Annotated in this window: 17 protein-coding genes and 1 pseudogene; 8 read left to right on the forward strand and 10 right to left on the reverse strand. The window is 57.9% G+C overall.

Going from position 1 to position 19,014, the window contains the following annotated elements; genetic code table 11:
- Positions 1-89: 89 nt before the first annotated feature.
- From ACZ9DP_RS09010 to ACZ9DP_RS09025, 4 genes are all read right to left on the reverse strand, one after another.
- Positions 90-1,124: a fatty acid desaturase gene (locus ACZ9DP_RS09010; RefSeq protein ID WP_476202240.1), complete on the reverse strand. Its 1,035-nt coding sequence runs from the start codon at positions 1,122-1,124 to the stop codon at positions 90-92.
- Positions 1,125-1,206: 82 nt separating this feature from the next.
- Positions 1,207-1,566 (reverse strand): DUF6481 family protein, encoded by a 360-nt coding sequence (locus tag ACZ9DP_RS09015; RefSeq protein WP_074071668.1) that lies wholly within the window; start codon positions 1,564-1,566, stop codon positions 1,207-1,209.
- A 188-nt stretch (positions 1,567-1,754) separates the two neighbouring features.
- On the reverse strand, positions 1,755-1,964 hold the full coding sequence (locus tag ACZ9DP_RS09020) for a cold-shock protein (RefSeq protein WP_074073049.1): 210 nt from the start codon (positions 1,962-1,964) through the stop codon (positions 1,755-1,757).
- 488 nt (positions 1,965-2,452) lie between these two features.
- The gene (locus ACZ9DP_RS09025; protein WP_476201306.1) at positions 2,453-2,671 is read right to left on the reverse strand and encodes a hypothetical protein; all 219 of its coding nucleotides are present in this window, start codon (positions 2,669-2,671) and stop codon (positions 2,453-2,455) included.
- A gap of 908 nt (positions 2,672-3,579) precedes the next feature.
- On the opposite strand from ACZ9DP_RS09025, the gene ACZ9DP_RS09030 reads away from it, so the two are divergent.
- Entirely contained in the window at positions 3,580-3,789 is a 210-nt protein-coding gene (locus ACZ9DP_RS09030) for a cold-shock protein (RefSeq protein ID WP_368360634.1), read from the forward strand.
- A 493-nt stretch (positions 3,790-4,282) separates the two neighbouring features.
- Here ACZ9DP_RS09030 and ACZ9DP_RS09035 read toward each other — a convergent pair whose 3' ends face one another.
- From ACZ9DP_RS09035 to ACZ9DP_RS09060, 6 genes and pseudogenes are all read right to left on the reverse strand, one after another.
- On the reverse strand, positions 4,283-5,830 hold the full coding sequence (locus tag ACZ9DP_RS09035; RefSeq protein ID WP_476201308.1) for an MFS transporter: 1,548 nt from the start codon (positions 5,828-5,830) through the stop codon (positions 4,283-4,285).
- 337 nt (positions 5,831-6,167) lie between these two features.
- Complete coding sequence (locus ACZ9DP_RS09040; RefSeq protein ID WP_476201309.1) at positions 6,168-6,449, reverse strand: anthrone oxygenase family protein; 282 nt, start codon at positions 6,447-6,449, stop codon at positions 6,168-6,170.
- On the reverse strand, positions 6,403-6,612 hold the full coding sequence (locus tag ACZ9DP_RS09045) for a hypothetical protein (RefSeq protein ID WP_040115276.1): 210 nt from the start codon (positions 6,610-6,612) through the stop codon (positions 6,403-6,405). The genes ACZ9DP_RS09040 and ACZ9DP_RS09045 overlap by 47 nt, the downstream gene beginning before the upstream one ends.
- Before the next feature lie 456 nt (positions 6,613-7,068).
- On the reverse strand, positions 7,069-8,853 hold the full coding sequence (locus ACZ9DP_RS09050) for an ABC transporter ATP-binding protein (RefSeq protein ID WP_476201311.1): 1,785 nt from the start codon (positions 8,851-8,853) through the stop codon (positions 7,069-7,071).
- 109 nt (positions 8,854-8,962) lie between these two features.
- Positions 8,963-10,066: a glycosyltransferase family 2 protein gene (locus tag ACZ9DP_RS09055; RefSeq protein WP_074071662.1), complete on the reverse strand. Its 1,104-nt coding sequence runs from the start codon at positions 10,064-10,066 to the stop codon at positions 8,963-8,965.
- 3 nt (positions 10,067-10,069) lie between these two features.
- Positions 10,070-11,249, reverse strand: a pseudogene (locus ACZ9DP_RS09060) (acyltransferase family protein).
- Between the two features lie 724 nt (positions 11,250-11,973).
- Here ACZ9DP_RS09060 and ACZ9DP_RS09065 point away from each other — a divergent pair.
- The 7 genes from ACZ9DP_RS09065 to ACZ9DP_RS09095 all read left to right on the forward strand — a co-directional run bounded on the left by ACZ9DP_RS09065 (position 11,974) and on the right by ACZ9DP_RS09095 (position 19,005).
- Positions 11,974-13,317, forward strand: coding sequence for an extracellular solute-binding protein (locus tag ACZ9DP_RS09065; protein WP_476201312.1), 1,344 nt, complete (start codon positions 11,974-11,976; stop codon positions 13,315-13,317).
- 76 nt (positions 13,318-13,393) lie between these two features.
- On the forward strand, positions 13,394-14,284 hold the full coding sequence (locus ACZ9DP_RS09070) for a carbohydrate ABC transporter permease (protein WP_476201314.1): 891 nt from the start codon (positions 13,394-13,396) through the stop codon (positions 14,282-14,284).
- 7 nt (positions 14,285-14,291) lie between these two features.
- Entirely contained in the window at positions 14,292-15,179 is an 888-nt protein-coding gene (locus tag ACZ9DP_RS09075; RefSeq protein WP_194731331.1) for an ABC transporter permease subunit, read from the forward strand.
- Between the two features lie 30 nt (positions 15,180-15,209).
- The gene (locus tag ACZ9DP_RS09080; RefSeq protein WP_074071657.1) at positions 15,210-16,340 is read left to right on the forward strand and encodes a sn-glycerol-3-phosphate import ATP-binding protein UgpC; all 1,131 of its coding nucleotides are present in this window, start codon (positions 15,210-15,212) and stop codon (positions 16,338-16,340) included.
- A gap of 30 nt (positions 16,341-16,370) precedes the next feature.
- A complete protein-coding gene (locus ACZ9DP_RS09085; protein WP_476201316.1) occupies positions 16,371-17,321 on the forward strand; it encodes a sugar phosphate isomerase/epimerase family protein in 951 nt (316 codons plus the stop codon).
- A gap of 311 nt (positions 17,322-17,632) precedes the next feature.
- On the forward strand, positions 17,633-17,833 hold the full coding sequence (locus tag ACZ9DP_RS09090; RefSeq protein WP_074071655.1) for a DUF2905 domain-containing protein: 201 nt from the start codon (positions 17,633-17,635) through the stop codon (positions 17,831-17,833).
- A gap of 377 nt (positions 17,834-18,210) precedes the next feature.
- Positions 18,211-19,005, forward strand: coding sequence for a DUF899 domain-containing protein (locus ACZ9DP_RS09095; protein WP_476201317.1), 795 nt, complete (start codon positions 18,211-18,213; stop codon positions 19,003-19,005).
- Positions 19,006-19,014: the final 9 nt, after the last annotated feature.

Consider the following 19,014-nt stretch of genomic DNA (forward strand, 5'->3'; position numbering starts at 1 on the left):
TCATAGTCTCGTCTTCGCGGTCACGCTGGTTTTAGAAGACAGCCGCGGCCGCTCCACCGGGAACCGAGCCCGATTCCCGCGTGTCGGGATTAAGCCGCCGCTGTCGCGGCGTCACGAAATGAAACGAGTTTCTGGCGTCGATCATCCCATAGCACAAGCCCGACGCATTGCAGGCTTTGCCAAAGTGTAATGCGCCCGATTCCAGCAAGTTGCGGATAGTCGCGCAGCACTTCGGGCAGCCGGTAATAGGGTATGCGGCTCGACAGGTGATGGATGTGGTGGATGCCGATGTTGCCGGTCATCCATCGCAGCACCAGCGGCAAGTCGTAATGGGACGCACCGTGAAGGGCAGCTTCCGGAAACCGCCAGTCGTCGCCCGTTGACCAGTGCGTATCCTCGAACTGATGCTGGACGTAGAAGAGCCATATGCCGGCCGCACCCGACACCAGCACGATCGGCAGGTGGATCAGCAGGAACGGCCAGACCCCCACAATCCAAATCATCAAGCCTGCGAGTGTGGCGACGGCAAGGTTTGTGCCCATTGTCGACACCCAGGGAAGCGCTCCGGAATTCATCATTCCGATTGGCAGGCGCTGCTTGAAGAGGAAGAGCCAGGCCGGGCCGATGCCGAACATCACGAGTGGATGCCGGTAGAGGCGATAGCCGAGCCGTCTCATGGGCGAAAGGGCACGGTATTCTGCAACCGTCAGGGTCGTAATGTCGCCAACACCCCGCTCGTCCAGATTGCCAGCCGATGCATGATGGGCGGCGTGCGCACGGCGCCAATAATCGTAAGGGGTCAGCGTAAGCACGCCAATGACACGCCCTGTCCAATCGTCGATGCCGCGACGGGCGAAGAACGAGCCATGGCCGCAATCGTGCTGGATCATAAACAGGCGCAGCAGGAAGGCTGCAGCCGGAATGACTGCGGCCAGCCCGTACCAGAATCCGTAAGCGAGGGAAAAATAGGCGACAGCCCAGCACCCTGCGAACGGGATGACGGTGACAATCAGCTCGAAGGCGCTGCGACGAACCCGCGGCTGACGGTATTTCGCCAGGGTTTTCAACCAAGCTGCGACATTGTCTTCAGCAAGTGAGGCAGGTGTATAGACATTTGCATTCATCAAAAGCAGTTCCTGTTCGCGCATCTTGCACCATCTGTGCGCGCATGACCCGTTTGCGCCCATAAACGCCGTGGTTTGCGCGTCAGGCTTGACGAGCCTTGCGTGCGGCATAACGGCGATCGCGTTCGGCCTTGCGTGCGGCTTCGGCGGCCGCGGCGCGTGAAACCTGATCGGCAATTTCTGCCTGACGAGATTCGGCTTCTGCCTTTTCCTCGGCCGCCGCGTCGGCAAGAATTCGCCGGTTCTGTGCCGCCTTCAATGCTTCCCGTTCGGCACGACGGAGCTCACGGGCCTGGGTCACCGCATCACGCGCGGCAAGTCGCTCCTGCATGGCGGGATCAGCCGATTTCGGTGCGGAGGCAAACTTTGCCAGAAGCTCTCGTTTGGCCTCAGCCGCAGCATTGCGGCGCTCGGCAAAGCCGTTGTCGGTGGGACGTCTCAACAGATATTCCTTTGGATCTCGTAAGGTAGCATGCGTGGAATGAATGCGCACCCAAAGAAGGCCGGTGGCGCGCTGGTATCGTGCGCTCCTGAAGGAGCCTCAGTACGGAAAGAGGCCAGACACGAGCCTGGCCCCTTGAAGCTTCGTGCCGCCGTACCGGTACATCCGCGGTCATCGGCGGCTAAAGCTCAGGCGGCCCTGAGCTGGCTGGCAGACATCTTGCCCGACTTGCTGTCGCGCTCGAGCTCGAAACCGAGCTTCTGGCCCTCGACGATCGAATTCATCCCTGCACGTTCGACAGCCGAAATATGAACGAACACATCGGCGCTGCCATCATCAGGCTGGATGAAGCCGAAACCTTTGGTGGAATTGAACCATTTAACCGTGCCGGTCGTCATAACGAACCCTTTCTTTAGCAACATTGTTCACCGCTGAGCGATTGCACAGCGGGTTTTCGACTTTTGAGAGAGGGAAGTTCGTCACGAAGCGCGAGGCGCAGCAAAAACAAATATCGGCAAACAAAGTATCGATGGTGCGAGTATAGACGCTTTGATCGTAACGTCAACTTCTTGTTTTGGCACCTAAAGGTGATACTACTTTTGATAGAATAGGACGAGACCGTCGCGCCAGCCAGGTTGATCATACGCGCTTCAGTTCTTCCTTCCGCCTGGGCAGAGGATATGCAGCGGCTTCGTAAAACGTCTGCATCTGCTGACCATCGAAGCGGGCTTCCTCAACTTCCAGAACGGAACCGCGAAGCATCGAGGCAGGCATGTCCTCTATCGCAAAGCGGAGTGCTTCAGCGGCTGAATCAAACCTTTTGTATCGAAGGTGGCTCGTTCTCCTTACCGTCTTGCAGGGATAAAGTCCTGCAGCAGCACTGTAATCAAACGGCGCCATGCGTGGGCTCCTTACGGGCAGATAACGTCACGAGGTTGGCGCTCCTTGTGCGATTTTCGAGCCGCTGCTGCCTTTCAACCGGCCTGCGTTCTTTCATTCTGAGGATCTGCCTGGCGCGTATGGCCTCTAGCTTGGCAGCATTCGAACCTTCTGGCGCTGCGCGCCGGAACAGGCTTTCCGCCGTGTGGCGGGTCGTGTCTATCATAAAGGTATCCTAAAACGTGGATGCGCGAGGCAATAGCGTTCAGCGCAATTATCTTCCGCCAGGGCGGAACTCGGGACGTTCGCAGTTCTCGGATAGCCAAGCAGCCGGCCGAGCCGGCGAGATCAGGAAGCCGAAAGGCTGAAAGCGTAACAATGACATGGTGACGCGGGCCGCCCCTTTCAAGGCGCCGCCACAGCGTATCTTCGCAACAAGCACCTCCAGCGCCAACCACCACGGCCTTTATAAAGTCATCGGCCGGAGTTCACGAAAGGCAGTCATTCGGGCTTTCGCGTCCGGCGTCGTTTTCGCACGCTCTGCAGACTTGGTTCGTCCCTAGCTCCCACTTCTCCCGTCGAGGGCTTTGCCTCTTCTTCGGGCACCGCGGGATCCGGACGGACAGATAGTCCTCGCTTGCGACGGGACTGTTCCCGCTCTTTGAGCACTGCGAGATACCGCTCGCGAGCTTGTAGCATGGTCAATTCACCCGTGACCCAGCATTCGATCAAGGCATGAAAGGCTGGATCGGCATCAATTTCGAGGCCGAGCCTGCGCGCGCGCCCAAATGCTTTTGTGACAGCCACCCGACGGCTTTCTATGCTCATGCAGAACTCCGATTCGTATCGAGCCAACCATGCCACGATCCTTTATAACGGCTATGTGTCGCCTCACCAACATGAGGTAGTCCGGGCTAGCCGCAGCGAGTTGGCGGATGGCCGCACCTAGACCCGACAACCGGGATTTTTCGTGGAGGTCTGCCGCCGCCGGCGATACGAGTAGGTCGTTGGTACCGGCAGGCGATCTCAGCAGAAAGGGACTTCGACAACCGGACGGACTGAAGTTGCCACTTGTCAACGCATGAGCGTTCTTCCAATGTATTTGAATGAGTTTCCAAAGATGAGGATCGGAAAATGCCGACGGGGACAGTGAAGTTCTTCAACCAAACCAAGGGCTTTGGCTTCATCCAGCCCGATGATGGCTCAACCGACACGTTCGTTCATATTTCCGCCGTCCAGCGGTCGGGTCTTACCAACTTGAGCGAAGGCCAGAAGATCAGCTACGAGATCGTCCAGGATAGCCGGTCAGGCAAATCGTCCGCCGAGAACCTGAAGGTACTATAGATAAAGGAAGACAGGCACGCCAGGAAGAAGCGTTTTGGCTCGAACGGTGCCCCGTACGCCACCATCGCCTGCGGCCGAAGCGAGGCGTGCATGCCAAAGCAAATCGCCGGATCGTATTGCTTGCTTCACTGGCGGCTCTTTTCTTCCTCTGCGTCCGACCAGGTGAATCTCGACCGGGGCAAGCTCTGCGACGGCTGGCGCAAGACGTCGACTCAAAGGAACTGGTCCTGCTTCACCGCCTTAAGAATGAGTAGACCAGCATATTCTACACCTATGAGAACCTTCTCGAAGCCATCAGGGCAGCGGCACCGCGCAACGACGAATGAGCGAACACTTTCGCCCTCCGCTGATGACTGGGACCCTCCACGCCAACAATCGCCCGTCCAGGAGAAGCGTTTGGGACTTGCTGCACGGAAGAGGCGGAGCAGCAGGGCAGCCCGCGACCTTGAGCGACCAGCCGATGGAATTTCGATCGCGGATCAATTCTAACCGCCTAGCGCGGCGCGTCGTTTTCATCGATAGCCCCGCTTGCATACACGTTGCGAGCGACGGCGGCCAAAATCAGCAGCGTAACCGAGGCAAGGGCGCAGCAGGCAGCAAAACCGAGCGCGAAGCCGCGTTTCGCCGTCTCGAGCCAAGGAAGCTCCGCCGATTCGCCCAATGTCCTTGCGATCTCCACCGCTCCAGCGAGCGTCGCGGAGATCGCCACGACCTGTGCCTCGTTGAAACCGCTTAAGTTCACTTGGTCCATCGTCATGCGATAGACCAGCGTTCCAAGACTGCCGAGTAAGGCGACACCGAGCGCGCCGCCGAATTCCGCACTGGTTTCCGAAATGGCAGAGGCAGATCCAGCACGTTCGGGCGGCGCGGTGCTGACGATCAGCCCCGTCGTCGTGAGGATAACCGGCACGAAGCCGAGTCCAATAAGCATGCTTGCCATCAGGATTCCAATGAGACTTTCAGCGTATGCCGCAGCCGCCATGGCAGTTGTTCCGACAGCATTGACGATCAGGCCCCCGATCACGGTACTGACCGGACCGAACCGGTTGGTGAAGCGATAGGCCTGAAAAGACATAACGGTAAAGACCAGCGCCGATGGCACCGACCACAACGCCGCTCCCAGGGGCGAAAGCCCGAGCACCAGTTGCAGAAACAGGTTCTGGAGCAGGAAAATACCGAAGACGAAAAATACACCGGCGAGATTGACCATCAGTGAAGCCGTGAAGGACGGAACGACAAAGAGACCAAGATCGATCAAGGGGTGAACAAGATGCTTCTGGCGACGCACGAACACGATGCCGACCAAAACGCCAACAACGATTGGAAGCAGCTGGCCCGGTTTGAAACCATCGGCGGCCATATGCTTGAAGCCGTAGATAATCGGCAGAACGGTTGCAAGGGACAACAAGACGCTCGGAAGATCGAGTTTGCCGCCCTCGTCATTTCTATACTCCGGCAGGAGAAAGGGAGCTGCGATCAGCAAGGCCATCATAACCGGAATATTGATCAGGAAGACCGACCCCCAATGGAAATACTCCAGTAACGCGCCTCCTAAGAGCGGGCCAACGAGGCCACCAAGGGCGAAGGCCGTGCCCCATATACTGATCGCCCGGTTGCGCTCGGCCTCGTCCTGGAAAAGGTTGACTACAAGTGACAACGTGGAAGGAGCGATCGTGGCACCGGCGACACCAAGCAGAGCACGTGCAATGATCAATTGTTGAGCGGTGCTGGCTGCCGCCGCAAGCGAGGAGGCGACGGCGAAGGCGAAAGCACCGATTAGCAGCACCCGTCTTCGTCCTATCCGATCTCCAAGTGTGCCCATGGTCACCAAAAATCCCGAAACCATGAAGCCGTAGATATCGTTTATCCAGAGCAGTTCCGATGCGGATGGATCGAGATCTGAGACAATCGCCGGCATCGCGAGAAACAGGACGGACAAATCCATCGAATAGATAAGGCAGGCGATCGACAGAACATAGAGGCCGATCCATTCGCGGCTGCCGGCGGTGGGCTGGGGTTTTTCTGCAAGATGTTCCTGCACAGGCTGCCTCCCGAGTTATGAGTTTGCAAATCTCGCCTCCCCTCGAGATTTTGGCAACCAGCGCCAACCGCCCATAAGTCTACCGAACCGCAATAAACGTCCCGCGCAGACCGGAATGCAGGGTTAAGCCAGACTATTAACGGCTATTGGTTTGACGGGTTTCATCCCAGAAATGCTGACGCGCGCAGGACCGACGGAGGACTGGACAAGACAATACCACGGCAGCGGCGCACGCCCTCCTCTCCCGACGGTGACGTTCGCCGTCAACTCTATGCGGTCATTCAGGCCTGGTACTCCGGTCACAACCTTGCCACCCCAAAGGCCGCAAGGGCCAAGGCTATTCTCTCACCTGGTTTAAAAACTGCCATCGCTCCGAATAGTCCCGCCGGATATTTCCCGCCGTCTCGATATCATGGGGAACGGCAATCGCGGCTAACGTCTCGTTCATAGGCACGTTCACCGTGAATGTGAGCAGCAGTCCGATAACCAGATAGACGACCGCGGCAGCGGCAAACCAGAGCGCGGGCGCCTTGCGCGACCGACTTGTCGGGTGCGTGCCGTGCGAGGTCTCGTTAATGCATCGAATGCATGTCTTCCTGGCGTAACTGGTCGATGGCATCCAACGCCTCTTCGGCAGACCAGCCCGCTCGAAGCGCGGCCGCGATCAGACGCACTTCAGCTTCCTGCTCAAGCTTCAGATAGAGCCCTTCAAGAGCTTCTCTTGCAGTGACGACATGTTCGTCGTGGGGCACGACATGGGGAATTCTTTCAAGCTGTGGCATGTTGATCTCCGCTAATAGCTGATCCTCTTGAAGCCTTGCCCGTCCGGCGGCACGTAGGCGTTCGTTCCTTCTCGTCGCGAAGGGCGGCAGTCTCCTTGAGGATGAGCTTGACGCCCGCGCGATTGTTTGCGCGTCAAAAATGATCCTTCGAAGGGCATTGCCATCTTCTTCACGTTGATGCCTTCAACCGTCAGCTAGGGCGTAGGCTAAAGGGGTCAACTGAAAAATGTTAGCGGGGTAACAACTTCGAATGGCCGGAGCAGGCGGCGCGTCACAGCCGACCGGGCGGTTTTGACTCGCTGCGTTCGACTGGCGCTGGAGCAGATCATCGTTCAACGCGTTAAGCGACTCGGAGACAGTCAGGGGCATCGATATCGGAAAGGACCGTGCCTGCGGCGAAGGCAGAGCGAAACGACTGACAATCATGCGCAATCAAGGGCCGAAGCCTTCCTTCCCTTAGGAAGAGAGCGTTGCGTGCTCGTAGAGTTGGTCCATGCTTAAAGTCGCGATTTCGGCAAACGGGGTCTGGTTCCTGACGCGGCCGCCGTCAAGGATCACGACGTCGTCGCAAAATGAGATCGTGCTGCGGTGATGGCTGATGACGATCGTCGCACGACGACCAGCTCTTGATTTCAAGGTCTCCACGATCGCTGCTTCAGACAATCCGTCCATGGCGTTCGTGGCCTCGTCCAGGATGAGGATTTCCGGATCGCGCACGAGGGCCCTTGCCAGGGCGATTCGCTGCCGTTGACCAGCCGAAAGGCTGGCTCCCCTATAGCCGACGATCGTCTCATATCCGTCAGGAAGCTTCTCGATGAACTCATGCGCCTCGGCAAGCTTTGCTGCGCTCTCCGCCTCGGCCAACGAGGCGTTGTGACCATAGGTAATATTCTGGAGAATAGTGCCGTCGATCAGCTCAAGGTCCTGGCTGGCGAGCGCAATTTGCCTTCGCCACAGGACGGGATCGATTTGATTAAGAGGGGTGCCGTCGGCCAGAATGTCTCCTTCATCGGGCTCCACAAATCGACACAGAAGATTTACGATTGTCGTTTTTCCAGCACCCGACCGTCCGATAATGGCCGTCGAACGACCTTGGCGAATTTCGAAAGTCGCGGCGCGCAGCACGACGGGTCGCGAGCCAGACCCCGGATATTTGAAAGTCACGCGATCAAACTTGATCCGCTGAACAGGCGCATGAAGCTGGCCGTCGCCTGCAGGCGGCGGCGGCTTGTCTGACGAATCCAGAAGCCATCTGACCTCTTCCAAAGAGCCGCTCCAGCTCTGCACTTGGCTCCATGCCATTTGCAGTGAACGGACGTGTGGCTGCAGCCGATAGAGTAGGACCACGAAAGCCACGATAATCGGAAAACTCACTCCCCAAAGCCAGGCGCCGACGACGACCGCTAGAAACAGACCCGAATGAAGCGTCTCGGTCAGCGGCGGCAGTGCAGCCTGGCGGGATTGGAGGACGAAACCCGCTTTTCGTACGGCATCTGAAGCGAAACCAAAGACTGCTTTTTCTCGCTGCTCCTGTCCGAATGCACGAATCAGCCGTCCGGCATGTACGAGATGAAGCATCCTGGCGGCGAGCTCACCGTTGAACGAAGTGACATTGCGGCTCGGGGCTTTCAGACTGGCTGACAAGATCGCATGAATGGCCTGGATCAGAACAAGCCCCAATGCAACACACAGCGTCATCTGCCATGAAAGAAGCAGGAGAAAGGCGAGCAAAATGACGACGGCCGAGGCGGACACGATCGAAGCGAGCATAGTTTGTATCGCATCCGAAGCCCTCCAGGATTCGTTGGAGATGATATTGAGCAGTCGCCCAGGACTTTGCTGCAGAAAAAACGGGTATCCGATCGTCAAAAGCTGCCCCGCAAGAGAGCTGCGGATCGCATGGCCGGCCTTGCCGTAGATGAAATTGGCAAGCACGGCGTTGGCGAACGCCAGCACATTCTTCAGGGTGATCAATCCAAGGATGGCGGCAGCGATCGCGGTCAGCCTTGCGCGGTCATCCAGGCCGGCGCCCACTTGCTGGAAGACGGCTGAGAATCCGGCCATTCCTGAGGGATCCTTCTCGCCGGCAATGATGCCGAGCATGGGAATAATAAGGCCAATGCCAGTGCCTTCAAGGACAGCGCTGCTGAGCCCAAGAACGACGACAACCGCAATGAGGCCGATCTTTTTGCCCAGAGCCTGACGCAATAGCCGAAAGCTCGACATAATGAATTCTAGCATGGCGGTTGTGACCTCAGCAGACGAGTTATCTGGTCGATCGGGTTTACCTCTGACAGCTCCCGTCGTACGAAGGTGACAGGAGGTGCAAGCGCGGCAGCACCCCCCGCCACTATGCGAGCCCCTGAAGCGGCGGGACCATTTTGACCGGCACCGACTGGCAGTAACGCGCCAGCGCATCCGCTCGCCGGGTGGCCCCATCTGAAAAGCGGCACAACCACGGGGCATGAACGGCGGAGCGAAGTCCATATCGCTCCCGCCGTCGAATGACCTGCCACTTTCCGGTTCGCGTGAGAAACTCGTGGGTTAGTTCGGGACGCTGCTCATCGGCAATGAGCTGATAGAGGAAATAGAAGAAACACAAGGCTCCGTCCGCATAGCTGGAGGACGCCGGCGCACCTTGCTTGGCAATTTTTCTTTCCAGCGTGAGAATGCAATCTGCCACACGGCGTACCGTGTCCAGTGTGACGTCTGCGCCGATGTCATGAAGAGCGTCGGGGTCATCGTTAAGAGATTGCCGCTCGAGGTTTTCTGCAACGATCTTCAGATGGGTTCGACGCATTTGGTGCTTATGTCTGCTCGTGACACTGTCGGAGTGAATACGATAGGCGACCAGGCTATCATCGATCATTGCCGCGGGAAACTCTCGTGCGATTCGCCTGAAAAGATCGAAATCCTCCGCATGCACATAACCGGCGTCATATACCAGCATGTCTTCGGGAACGACCCTTCGGTTAAACATCACGGTCGAGTGCAAGAAGATCGTAAAGAACAGCGACAGTATGTGCCAATCCCCGGACTGATAGATCGGATTTGGCTTGCCGCGCACCACGCGATTACCGAGAAGCTGATCGATGCCCGTTCCACTCATGGCGAGCTGGGGCTGCTGGGCAAAAAGTGCCACCTGGCGTGAAAAGCGGGAGGGATAGGAAATGTCGTCTGCATCCATCCTGGCGATTAGGTCGCCCCTCGCCAAGGCGATGCCCTCATTCAAGGTCGCAACGAGCCCGCGGTTCTCCCGCGAAACGATGCGCACGCGATCGTCGACTTTTCGATACCGTTGGAGAATACTCAACGATCGATCGGTCGAGCCGTCGTCAAGTGCAATCACTTCAAAGCGCCCATAGTCCTGGCGCAGAATGCTCTCCAGCGCTGCAGCAACGTAAGGTTCGCCGTTATAGACAGGCAGCACAACAGAGATCAATGGAACAGACATCGTTCAGCTCGCATGTTCATCGGAAATGCCGCGATTGGCATAGCTGCGGCGATAGGCTGAAGCATCATATTCCCGTCCCCCGGCCTCACTTTGCTTGATAGACGGCGGAAGGTAGGCGAAGCTTCCGGAGCGGACGTAGGGAAAGTAGCGTTTGAGCTGGTTGAGCGGTCTTTCGAAAGCCAGCCAAGAGATTGAAGCGACCATCAAGGTGGCTGTTGTTCCAATCACAAATCGTGAAGGACCCTGTTCTGAGACATTCACCGGAATCCAGGGTTGAGCCTTGACGATCAGCGAAAGGACAATTGGATGGAAAAGATAAACGCCGTAGCTTATGCGCCCGATGGCGACAATCGGCGAGAGCTCCAACAGGCGGCCGAAGGCGCCTCGCAGGCCTGACGAACAACATCCAACCAGCAATACGAATGGTACGAGGGGAGTAAGCTCGCGACCGATCCATGCCAGCCATTCAAGCGCCGGCGGCATGGCGGCTGATTTCAGCCAGAGGAAAATGACGGCGACGACAGTTAAGGGAACCCAGCTAAGCCGTATCCATTGTGGCCAGACATCGGTTCTGCTTCGATGGACTGCAAGGAACGCGCCTGCGACGAGCGCATCCATCGACGCTGGAGGAAGAAGGTCACGCGCGAGAGACGGTGTGCCTGTCAGTGGCCAGTAGAAACGATACCCCAGCGAAAATGTGATGACGGCGATGCAAATCGGTACGATCAACCGGCGCGGCGCGAACAGGATGACCAGCGGCCAAGCGATGTAAAACTGCTCCTCGATGCTTAGGCTCCAAGTGTGGCACAACACCCACGGCGTCCATTCATCACGAAGGGCATACCAGAAATTTGAGAGATAGAGCGCGGTGCCATTTGAGGCTGCCCCGAGCGCCTTCAAGGTCGATAAGCCAGACGAAGCCTAGGACTGCGAAGTACGGGGGAAATATCCGAAGTGCGCGGCGAAGATAGAACGATTTCAGCGCATTGCCTGGCTCATATTGGATTGCCGAGCGCGCTTCTAAGAGAAGCCGCGTTATCAAGAAGCCGCTGAGTACAAAGAACAGTCGGACGCCCAGATGGCCCAAAACTGATCCTTCGGCTGCCAAGAAATGGTCGTACAGCACCATTGAAATGGCAAAAGTCCGAAGACCATCCAGTTGCCGATCGCGTGCATGAAACATGGATCCCCCTCAGTCTCGTGGGCCCCTCGTCGCCGAAGCAACGCCCGGCTGCACTCCTGCAGCCTGCTGCTATTATTCCGTTCCCGATGAGGCGGATCGAAGTATCAAAGCGCTTCCTAAAAATTCGGGGGAATCGGGCCAAACTGTGACGCTAACGCCATATCAGACTTTAGTCCGATATGGCTCCGCCGGTGCGACGCCACCTCCAAGGAAGTCGGCGCAACCGGTCGCCGCTATGCTGTGGCCGCCATTGTGCCCGTCAATTAAGAGCTCCAAGCATTTCACGTGGGTGGCCGCATCCTGCCTGTCGCCGAGAGCGGACGGCCCTTCCGAGCACGTTCCAAGACTGCCTGGAAGGACGGCAGTTTCGTGAGGGTGCCGAACCCATCGGCCAGCAACCAGCGGCAGGTAGCCGGAACATCTGGTGGTCACTTGTCAACGAGGACGATTTTGCATCACATCTGCGAGCGCCTGTACCACGTCCATTCATCATGGTGCGATTGTCCGGGCCAGCAAGCCGCAAGCGGCTTTCGGCCTGAAATTCCTCGGTCGCGCACACGTATAAACAGCTCTCGGCGCGGTGAACGGAATTGCAGAATTCGTCATTTAAGTTTCACGGAAGTTAACGCTGACTGTCACATTGGACTGCTAGCTGAAGCAGCGAACGAACCATGGCCACCTAAGGCGCCAGCGGTCATCTTTATCCGTGCAAGGAGCATTTACGATGAGACTCACTGTTCTTCAATCAGCTCTGGCGTCCCTCCTGGCCGCCACCGCATTTGGTGCTGGTCCGGCCCATGCAGAGAAGACCAAATTCGAATTCTGGTACGGCCTGTCGGGCGATCTCGGGGAGCGCGTGCAAGACGCCTGCAAAAAGTTTAACGACATGCAGGCTGACTATGAAATCGTCTGCACTTCGCAGAACAGCTATGACACGACGCTTCAGAACACGATTGCCGCCTATCGTGCCAAGAAGCAGCCGGCGATCACCCAGATCTACGACGCCGGAACGCTCGACATGATGCTCTCCGGAGCGTTCGTACCGGCCAAGAAACTGATGGCCGACAACGGCTACACGATCGACTGGACCAACTATTTCAGCGGCATCGCCAATTACTACGCGACAGCTGGAGGGGAGTTGAACTCCTTCCCGTTCAACTCTTCAACCGCCATGTTCTATTACAATGTCGACGCTTTCCAGAAGGCCGGCATCGACTTCAAGCCGGAAACCTGGGAAGAGGTCGAGGAAGCCGCTCGCAAGCTGAAGGCGGCGGGTTTCGATTGCCCGCTCGGCTTTAACTTCGATACATGGCAGATGATGGAGCAATTTTCCGCCATCCACAACCAGCCGATCGCAACAAAGGGCAACGGCTACCAGGGGCTGGACGCCGAACTGGTCTTCAACAAGACCAAATTCGTCGACCATGTGAAATTCTTCAAGAAAATGGTCGACGAGAAGCTGTTCGTCGTCAAAACGAAACAGCTCGGCATGGACATCGTCCCCGCGTTCACCTCGCAGACATGCCAGATGATTCAGACCTCGATCGCTGACCATGGCACGATTGGCAAGACGCTGCCGGAAGGCGTCAAATGGGAGGTTGCGATGCTGCCGGTCTGGAAAGGCACGCAACGACAGAACTCGCTGGTCGGCGGCGCCTCGCTATGGGTCATGGCCGGCCGTCCGGAAGCCGAATACAAGGGCGCATCCGCTTTCCTGAACTTCCTCGCCACGCCGGAAATGGCGCAATGGTGGTCGACGGTCACTGGCTACATTCCGGTCACCAAGACCGGCTATGAAGCCATGAAGGCCAATGGCTTCTACGACAAGGCTCCTTACAAGGGCCGCGAGCTCGCGATCGCCAGCCTGACCTATACGCCGACCTCGCAGAATACCCGCGGTATCCGCCTCGGTGGTTTCACCCAGGTCCGCAAGGAGGTCTCTACGGCGCTGGAGGCGATTTTCATGCAGAATGCCGACGTGCAGGCTGAACTCGACCAGGCCGCCGATCGAAGCAACGCCGTGCTGCGCCGATTTGAAAAAACCTATGCCGGTCAGAAGCTGAACTGAGTTTCTCGTCAGCAAGAGCCTGCCGGTCGCATATGGCAGGCTCTTGTCCCTAAAGTACTTTTGGTTTGATTGATCCATGGAAAAGCGGGCCGTTTTCAAAAGCTGGTGGCTGCCAATTCTTTTCGCCCTGCCGCAGATTCTTCTGATCCTTCTCTTCTTCTACTGGCCGGCAATCGCGGTGATGAAGTGGGCTTTCACACTTGAGCCTCCCTTTGGCGGGGTAGCGGAATTTGTCGGACTGACGAATTTTGACGAGGTGTTCGCCGATCCATTCTATTGGAATTCCGTCGCCGTCAGCCTCATCTTCGCCCTTTGCGGGACTTGCTTCACTATCCTGGTCGGTCTCGTGCTGGCGATTGCAGTGGATCGGCGGCTGCCCGGTTCTGGGCTATTCCGGTTCCTCTATATCCTTCCATATGCAATCGCCGGACCGGCAGCCGGCATGGCCTTCCGGTTCATTCTGTCGCCAGAACGCGGGCTGATGGCCTCGGTCAATGCCGCGTTCCCTGACTTCTGGAACCCGGCAAAATACGGTGCCCACGCTCTCATCCTCGTCATCGTCATCTTCGCCTGGAAATGGACCGGTTACACGTTCATCTTCCTGTTGGCCGGCCTGCAATCCGTGCCGCGCTCTCTGACTGAAGCCGCCGCGATGGACGGCGCCGGACCGATCCGTCGCGCGATGGATATCCAAGTTCCGCTGCTGGCGCCGACGCTGTTCTTTCTGCTCGTCATCATGATGACGGAGGGGTTTGTCGGTTCGGACACCTTCGGTATCGTACACAGCACGACTGGCGGCGGACCAAATCACGGCACCGAGGTGATGGTTTTTCGCATCGTGGACGAAGCGTTCAAGGGGCTCAACTACTCTGGCGCTTCCGCGCAGAGCATCGTCCTGATCGGCCTGATCATGCTCTTCACGTTCATCCAATTTCGCTTCATCGAGAAGCGTGTGCACTATAAGTGAGCCCGCCATGATCCAGCGCACGCCGATCGCCGATGCACTGACCTATCTGCTGATGGTCTTGGGCTTTATCCTGCTGATTGGCCCCTTTCTCGTCATTCTGGCCGGTGCCAGTCAAACGCTGCAACAGATCAACAGCGTGCCGTTCCATTTCCTTCCCCAGGACCGCTTCCTCGAAAACGCCTCCGCTGCCTGGTCGCGCGCCAATCTCGGCTCGGCCATGATCAACAGCTTCATCATGGCCTGTCTCGTCACCGTCGGCAAAGTGGCCCTTTCGGCCTGCACGGCCTTCGCCATCGTGTTCTTCCGCACGCCACTCAAACATTTTTTCTTTTGGATCGTGTTCATCACGCTGATGCTACCGCTCGAAGTTCGCGTGGTGCCGACCTATGCCGTGGCCGCCGACCTTTTCCAGCCATTTCGATTACTGATTTCGGCACTGACCGGCATCGAGGTATCGGTCGAATGGAACCTGCTGAATTCCTATGCGGGCCTCACCCTGCCGCTGATTGCCACCGCAACAGGCACATTCCTCTACCGGCAATTCTTCATGACGCTGCCAAATGAGCTCGCCGAAGCCGCCCGCATGGACGGTTCCGGACCAGTGCGCTTTTTCGTCGACATGCTGATACCTCTTTCGCGCACCAACATGTTAGCGCTCACCACGATCATGTTCGTCTACGGCTGGAACCAATATCTTTGGCCGCTGCTGATGATCACAGACCCGGCCTACAAGACGACCATGATGTCGCTGAGCGCGCTGCTCCCTTCGGAAAACAGCCTGCCCGACTGGAATGTCACGCTGGCAGGTTCACTCATCATCATGGCGCCGCCGCTCGTCGTCGTTGCGGTGCTGCAACGCTGGTTCGTCCGTGGCCTGGTCGCCACCGAAAAGTGACCTGGCGATTTTAAGAAACGAGGTTCAAATATGGCTGACATCGATATCCGCGCCGTGCGCAAATCCTATGGTAAGACCCAGACGCTGCACGGCGTCGACCTGTCCTTTGCCTCGGGCGAGTTTGTCGTCATTCTCGGTCCCTCTGGATGCGGAAAGTCGACGCTTCTACGCATGATCGCTGGACTCGAGGAGATTACCGCCGGCGAAATCGCAATCAACGGTCGCGTCGTCAACAGGCTCGAGCCGCGCGAGCGCGGCTGCGCCATGGTGTTCCAGAACTATGCGCTTTATCCGCATATGACCGTGGCCCAAAATATCGGTTACGCGCTGAAGGTAGCCGGTGTGTCAAAGGCCGAGCGCGAAACGCGTATCGAGGAGACGGCGAAGATCGTCGGGCTTTCCGAGTATCTTGCGCGCAAACCAGCAGCATTGTCCGGCGGCCAGCGTCAGCGCGTGGCGATGGCGCGCGCCATTATTCGTGAGCCGCAGGTGTTTCTCTTCGACGAGCCACTGTCGAATCTCGACGCCAAGCTGCGGGTGACCATGCGGGCGGAAATCCGCAAACTGCACCAACGTCTTTCAGCAACATCCGTCTTCGTCACCCATGATCAGATCGAGGCGATGACGCTTGCCGACAAGCTCGTGGTAATGAATAAGGGGCATGTCGAGCAGGTCGGTCAGCCGCTCGACATCTATCATCGGCCGGCAAGCATATTCGTCGCATCCTTCATCGGCTCTCCCGCGATGAACCTCTTCAATACACGCGTCGAGGTCGAGACTGCGTCGGTGCGTTTCGGCGGCGTGCAGGTCCCCATCGACCCTGCGCTTGCGGCCGGCTTGCGCGGAAGAGATGTCACGATCGGCATTCGACCGGAGCAATGTGCCGTTTCACTGGACGGCAGCGGCGTGCGAGCGACAATAGACTTCGTCGAGGAACTTGGCTCCGGTCGGGTCGCCCATGCCGAGATCGATGGCGAGCCATTTGCAGCCGTCATCAGCGAACACATGAGCGTGCGTCCAGGCGATCGAGTAGGCCTGGAGTTGCCCTCGTCCCAACTGCATGTCTTCGAGCGCGATAGCGGTCGCCGGATAGATATGAAGATCAATTCCAGCTCCCCGCATCCGGCGGCCGCCACCTCGACGCTGGCGATTGTTCACTGATTTTTGAGAATCCCCAGGAGGAACACCCACATGAACGACATCATTTCCGCCGTCGGATTTTGCAACCGGACCGGCAAGGGCGACCTCAGTGCGCTTGACACTTCGCTGCGGGAAATCGCCGAAACGGGGGCCGACGCTTGCGAAATCGGCATCTATGCCGAGGAAATCATCAGCGGCGGCCGCATCATCGAGGATCGCACACGCCGCGTCGCCGACATCGTTCGCCAGCATCCTTTCAAGAAATTGTCGCTGCACGGCCAGATCCTCTCCAACTTCATGGACCGCGAGCATTTGCAGCTGCAAAAAAAGGTCGTGCGGTCGATGCTCGAACTCTGCGACCGGCTTGGTGCAGGCATACTCGTCCATCATTCAGGTGCCGGACAGCTTGCCGATGGCGAAAATGGCGCCGATCTCGACCGAATGGAGCGCGAGGCACTGGCCGAGATGGGCGATATCGCGAAGGGCTACGGCGTACGCATCGCACTTGAAAACATCTTCACCACAGAAAGCGGCCAATACCGCCAGACGCCGAGCGAAGTGGCCGCGACTGTCAGGGCTATCGGATCGGACAACGTTGTTGCGCTGATCGACTTCTCGCATGCCTATATCGAATCGACCTACCGCAATCTCGATTTTCTCGAAGAATTGCGCGCAATGGCGCCGGTTACCGGTCACCTGCATGTCCATGACAGCTTTGGCCTTCCCTACTCCATGACGCGCTTTTACCATCCGGCCGAGGCAACGGCCCTCGGCATCGGCGATCTCCACTTGCCGATCGGCTGGGGTGACATTCCTTGGGAGGGTATTTTCAGCGAGCTCACGTTCCTTCCGGATACGTCGCTGATCATGGAAATTAACGCGGAGCGATTTGGTGACCAGCAGCCGGCCTGCCTGGAAAGGGCAAGACGTTTGGCGACATTGATGGGGATGGCGGGAAAAAGCGGAAAAGCGGCAGGTGTCGTAGCTGCCGCCCTGACCTGATTGGTCGTTAGAAACGGTGACCTACCCCAATACAGCAAACGGCTGAATGCACTCCTTGACGATCGCCATCCTTGGCATCGCCGAGCAGCAAGCCGGCACCAGGAGTTCCTTTGCCGTCCCAGTTCCCGGTCCTTCCAGATCGACGCGCTTGATGCCCCCTTCGCTTATCTCTTATCGCCGCCTGCGTTGGAAGAACGACTGGAACATTTTCAGGGGCTCGTCCTGGATTACGTGACCGCCACGTAAGAGTGTCGCCTATATCGAAATTCGGTTATCATCTACTCGACCGAAGTCGTATAGCATCGTGTGCCGTGTCTAGAATCCTCATCATAGTTGGGCTTGTTGTCGTCGCGGTCGGTATTCTCTGGCCGTGGCTTGCACGCATCGGCTTGGGGAGGCTGCCGGGCGACTTTCTCATCGAGCGCGAGAATTTCTCTATCTATATCCCAATTACCACCGGCCTGCTCTTCAGCATTTTGCTGTCCGTGATGCTCTGGCTCCTCAGTCGTTAAGAAGCTATGCCCGTTGTAAGGATCGCACATCCTTGCCCAAGAAGAGGTGGGGTTCATTCTGCGGCTTGATATGCGCCGACGTTCAAAGAATGTCAGTGAAGATCGCCGTCACATCCCTTTGCGGGAAAGCGGCCCGCTCGACCCCATCACGATAGCTGGAGCATCGCTGCACAACGCCCACGCGGTTCAGACCCCGGAGGTTTACGCCTCAATGTGCGTGCGCGCTGCGGCTTCGTCAGCGATGCCGTCGGAATAGCGCCACTCTTGTTACTCCCCCTGTTCGCTTTCCGGTGCCAAACTATCTCACGGACACCACAAGCGAACCGAACGTCAGCAAGCAGGCGCGGAAATTAGCCCAAATAAGGAGATTTGAAGCCATGACGAGATCAACTGAAAATGGTCAGAAAGGCAGACAGCCTGGCATGCACACTCCACCGGTCGTGTCGCCCCAGGCCTGGGAGGCGGCCCGCCAGCAGCTGCTTGTGAAAGAAAAGGCACTGACACGCGCCCGTGACGCTCTGGCCGCCGAGCGCCGGCGAATGCCGCGGATGGCGGTTGAGACAGCGTATGCGTTCGAGGGACCTGCTGGCAAGGCAAGCCTGCTCGACCTGTTCGATGGTCGGCGACAGTTGATCGTCTACCGCGCCTTCTTCGAGCCGGGTGTGTTCGGCTGGCCCGACCACGCGTGCCGGGGCTGCTCCATGGTGGCCGACCAAGTCGCCCATGTCGCGCACCTGAACGCGCGTGACACCACCCTCGTCTTCGCCTCGCGTGCGCCTCAGTCCGACATCGCGCGCCTGAAGGCCCGGATGGGCTGGGAGATGCCGTGGTTCACTCTCACCGACAGCTTCGACGCCGACTTCGGCGTGGACGAGTGGCATGGCACGAACGTGTTCTACCGTGACGGCGACCGCGTATTCCGCACCTACTTCGTCAATAATCGCGGCGACGAGCAAATGGGAGGCACTTGGAACTACCTAGACATCACGCCATTGGGCCGGCAGGAGGTCTGGGAGGACTCGCCCGAAGGCTATCCTCAAACCCCGACGTACAAGTGGTGGAACTGGCATGACAGCTACGTTGCAAACGCAATACCCGACAAGAAATGGGTCGAGGTGTCGGACGCTGGAGAGGCGGCGTTCCGGAGCCAACAAGCGAGCACGAAGCCCTGAGCCTTAATC

It is taken from the genome of Rhizobium sp. USDA 4016, from assembly GCF_056279705.1.

Coding starts and splice junctions, on each gene's coding strand:
- ACZ9DP_RS09070 (WP_476201314.1), top strand. CDS start 13,394: ATGGAAAAGCGGGCCGTTTTCAAAAGCTGGTGGCTGCCAATTCTTTTC.
- ACZ9DP_RS09020 (WP_074073049.1), bottom strand. CDS start 1,964: ATGACGACCGGCACGGTTAAATGGTTCAATTCCACCAAAGGTTTCGGC.
- ACZ9DP_RS09050 (WP_476201311.1), bottom strand. CDS start 8,853: ATGCTAGAATTCATTATGTCGAGCTTTCGGCTATTGCGTCAGGCTCTG.
- ACZ9DP_RS09080 (WP_074071657.1), top strand. CDS start 15,210: ATGGCTGACATCGATATCCGCGCCGTGCGCAAATCCTATGGTAAGACC.
- ACZ9DP_RS09065 (WP_476201312.1), top strand. CDS start 11,974: ATGAGACTCACTGTTCTTCAATCAGCTCTGGCGTCCCTCCTGGCCGCC.
- ACZ9DP_RS09030 (WP_368360634.1), top strand. CDS start 3,580: ATGCCGACGGGGACAGTGAAGTTCTTCAACCAAACCAAGGGCTTTGGC.
- ACZ9DP_RS09045 (WP_040115276.1), bottom strand. CDS start 6,612: ATGCCACAGCTTGAAAGAATTCCCCATGTCGTGCCCCACGACGAACAT.
- ACZ9DP_RS09010 (WP_476202240.1), bottom strand. CDS start 1,124: ATGAATGCAAATGTCTATACACCTGCCTCACTTGCTGAAGACAATGTC.
- ACZ9DP_RS09025 (WP_476201306.1), bottom strand. CDS start 2,671: ATGATAGACACGACCCGCCACACGGCGGAAAGCCTGTTCCGGCGCGCA.
- ACZ9DP_RS09085 (WP_476201316.1), top strand. CDS start 16,371: ATGAACGACATCATTTCCGCCGTCGGATTTTGCAACCGGACCGGCAAG.
- ACZ9DP_RS09075 (WP_194731331.1), top strand. CDS start 14,292: ATGATCCAGCGCACGCCGATCGCCGATGCACTGACCTATCTGCTGATG.
- ACZ9DP_RS09055 (WP_074071662.1), bottom strand. CDS start 10,066: ATGTCTGTTCCATTGATCTCTGTTGTGCTGCCTGTCTATAACGGCGAA.
- ACZ9DP_RS09095 (WP_476201317.1), top strand. CDS start 18,211: ATGACGAGATCAACTGAAAATGGTCAGAAAGGCAGACAGCCTGGCATG.
- ACZ9DP_RS09040 (WP_476201309.1), bottom strand. CDS start 6,449: ATGCCATCGACCAGTTACGCCAGGAAGACATGCATTCGATGCATTAAC.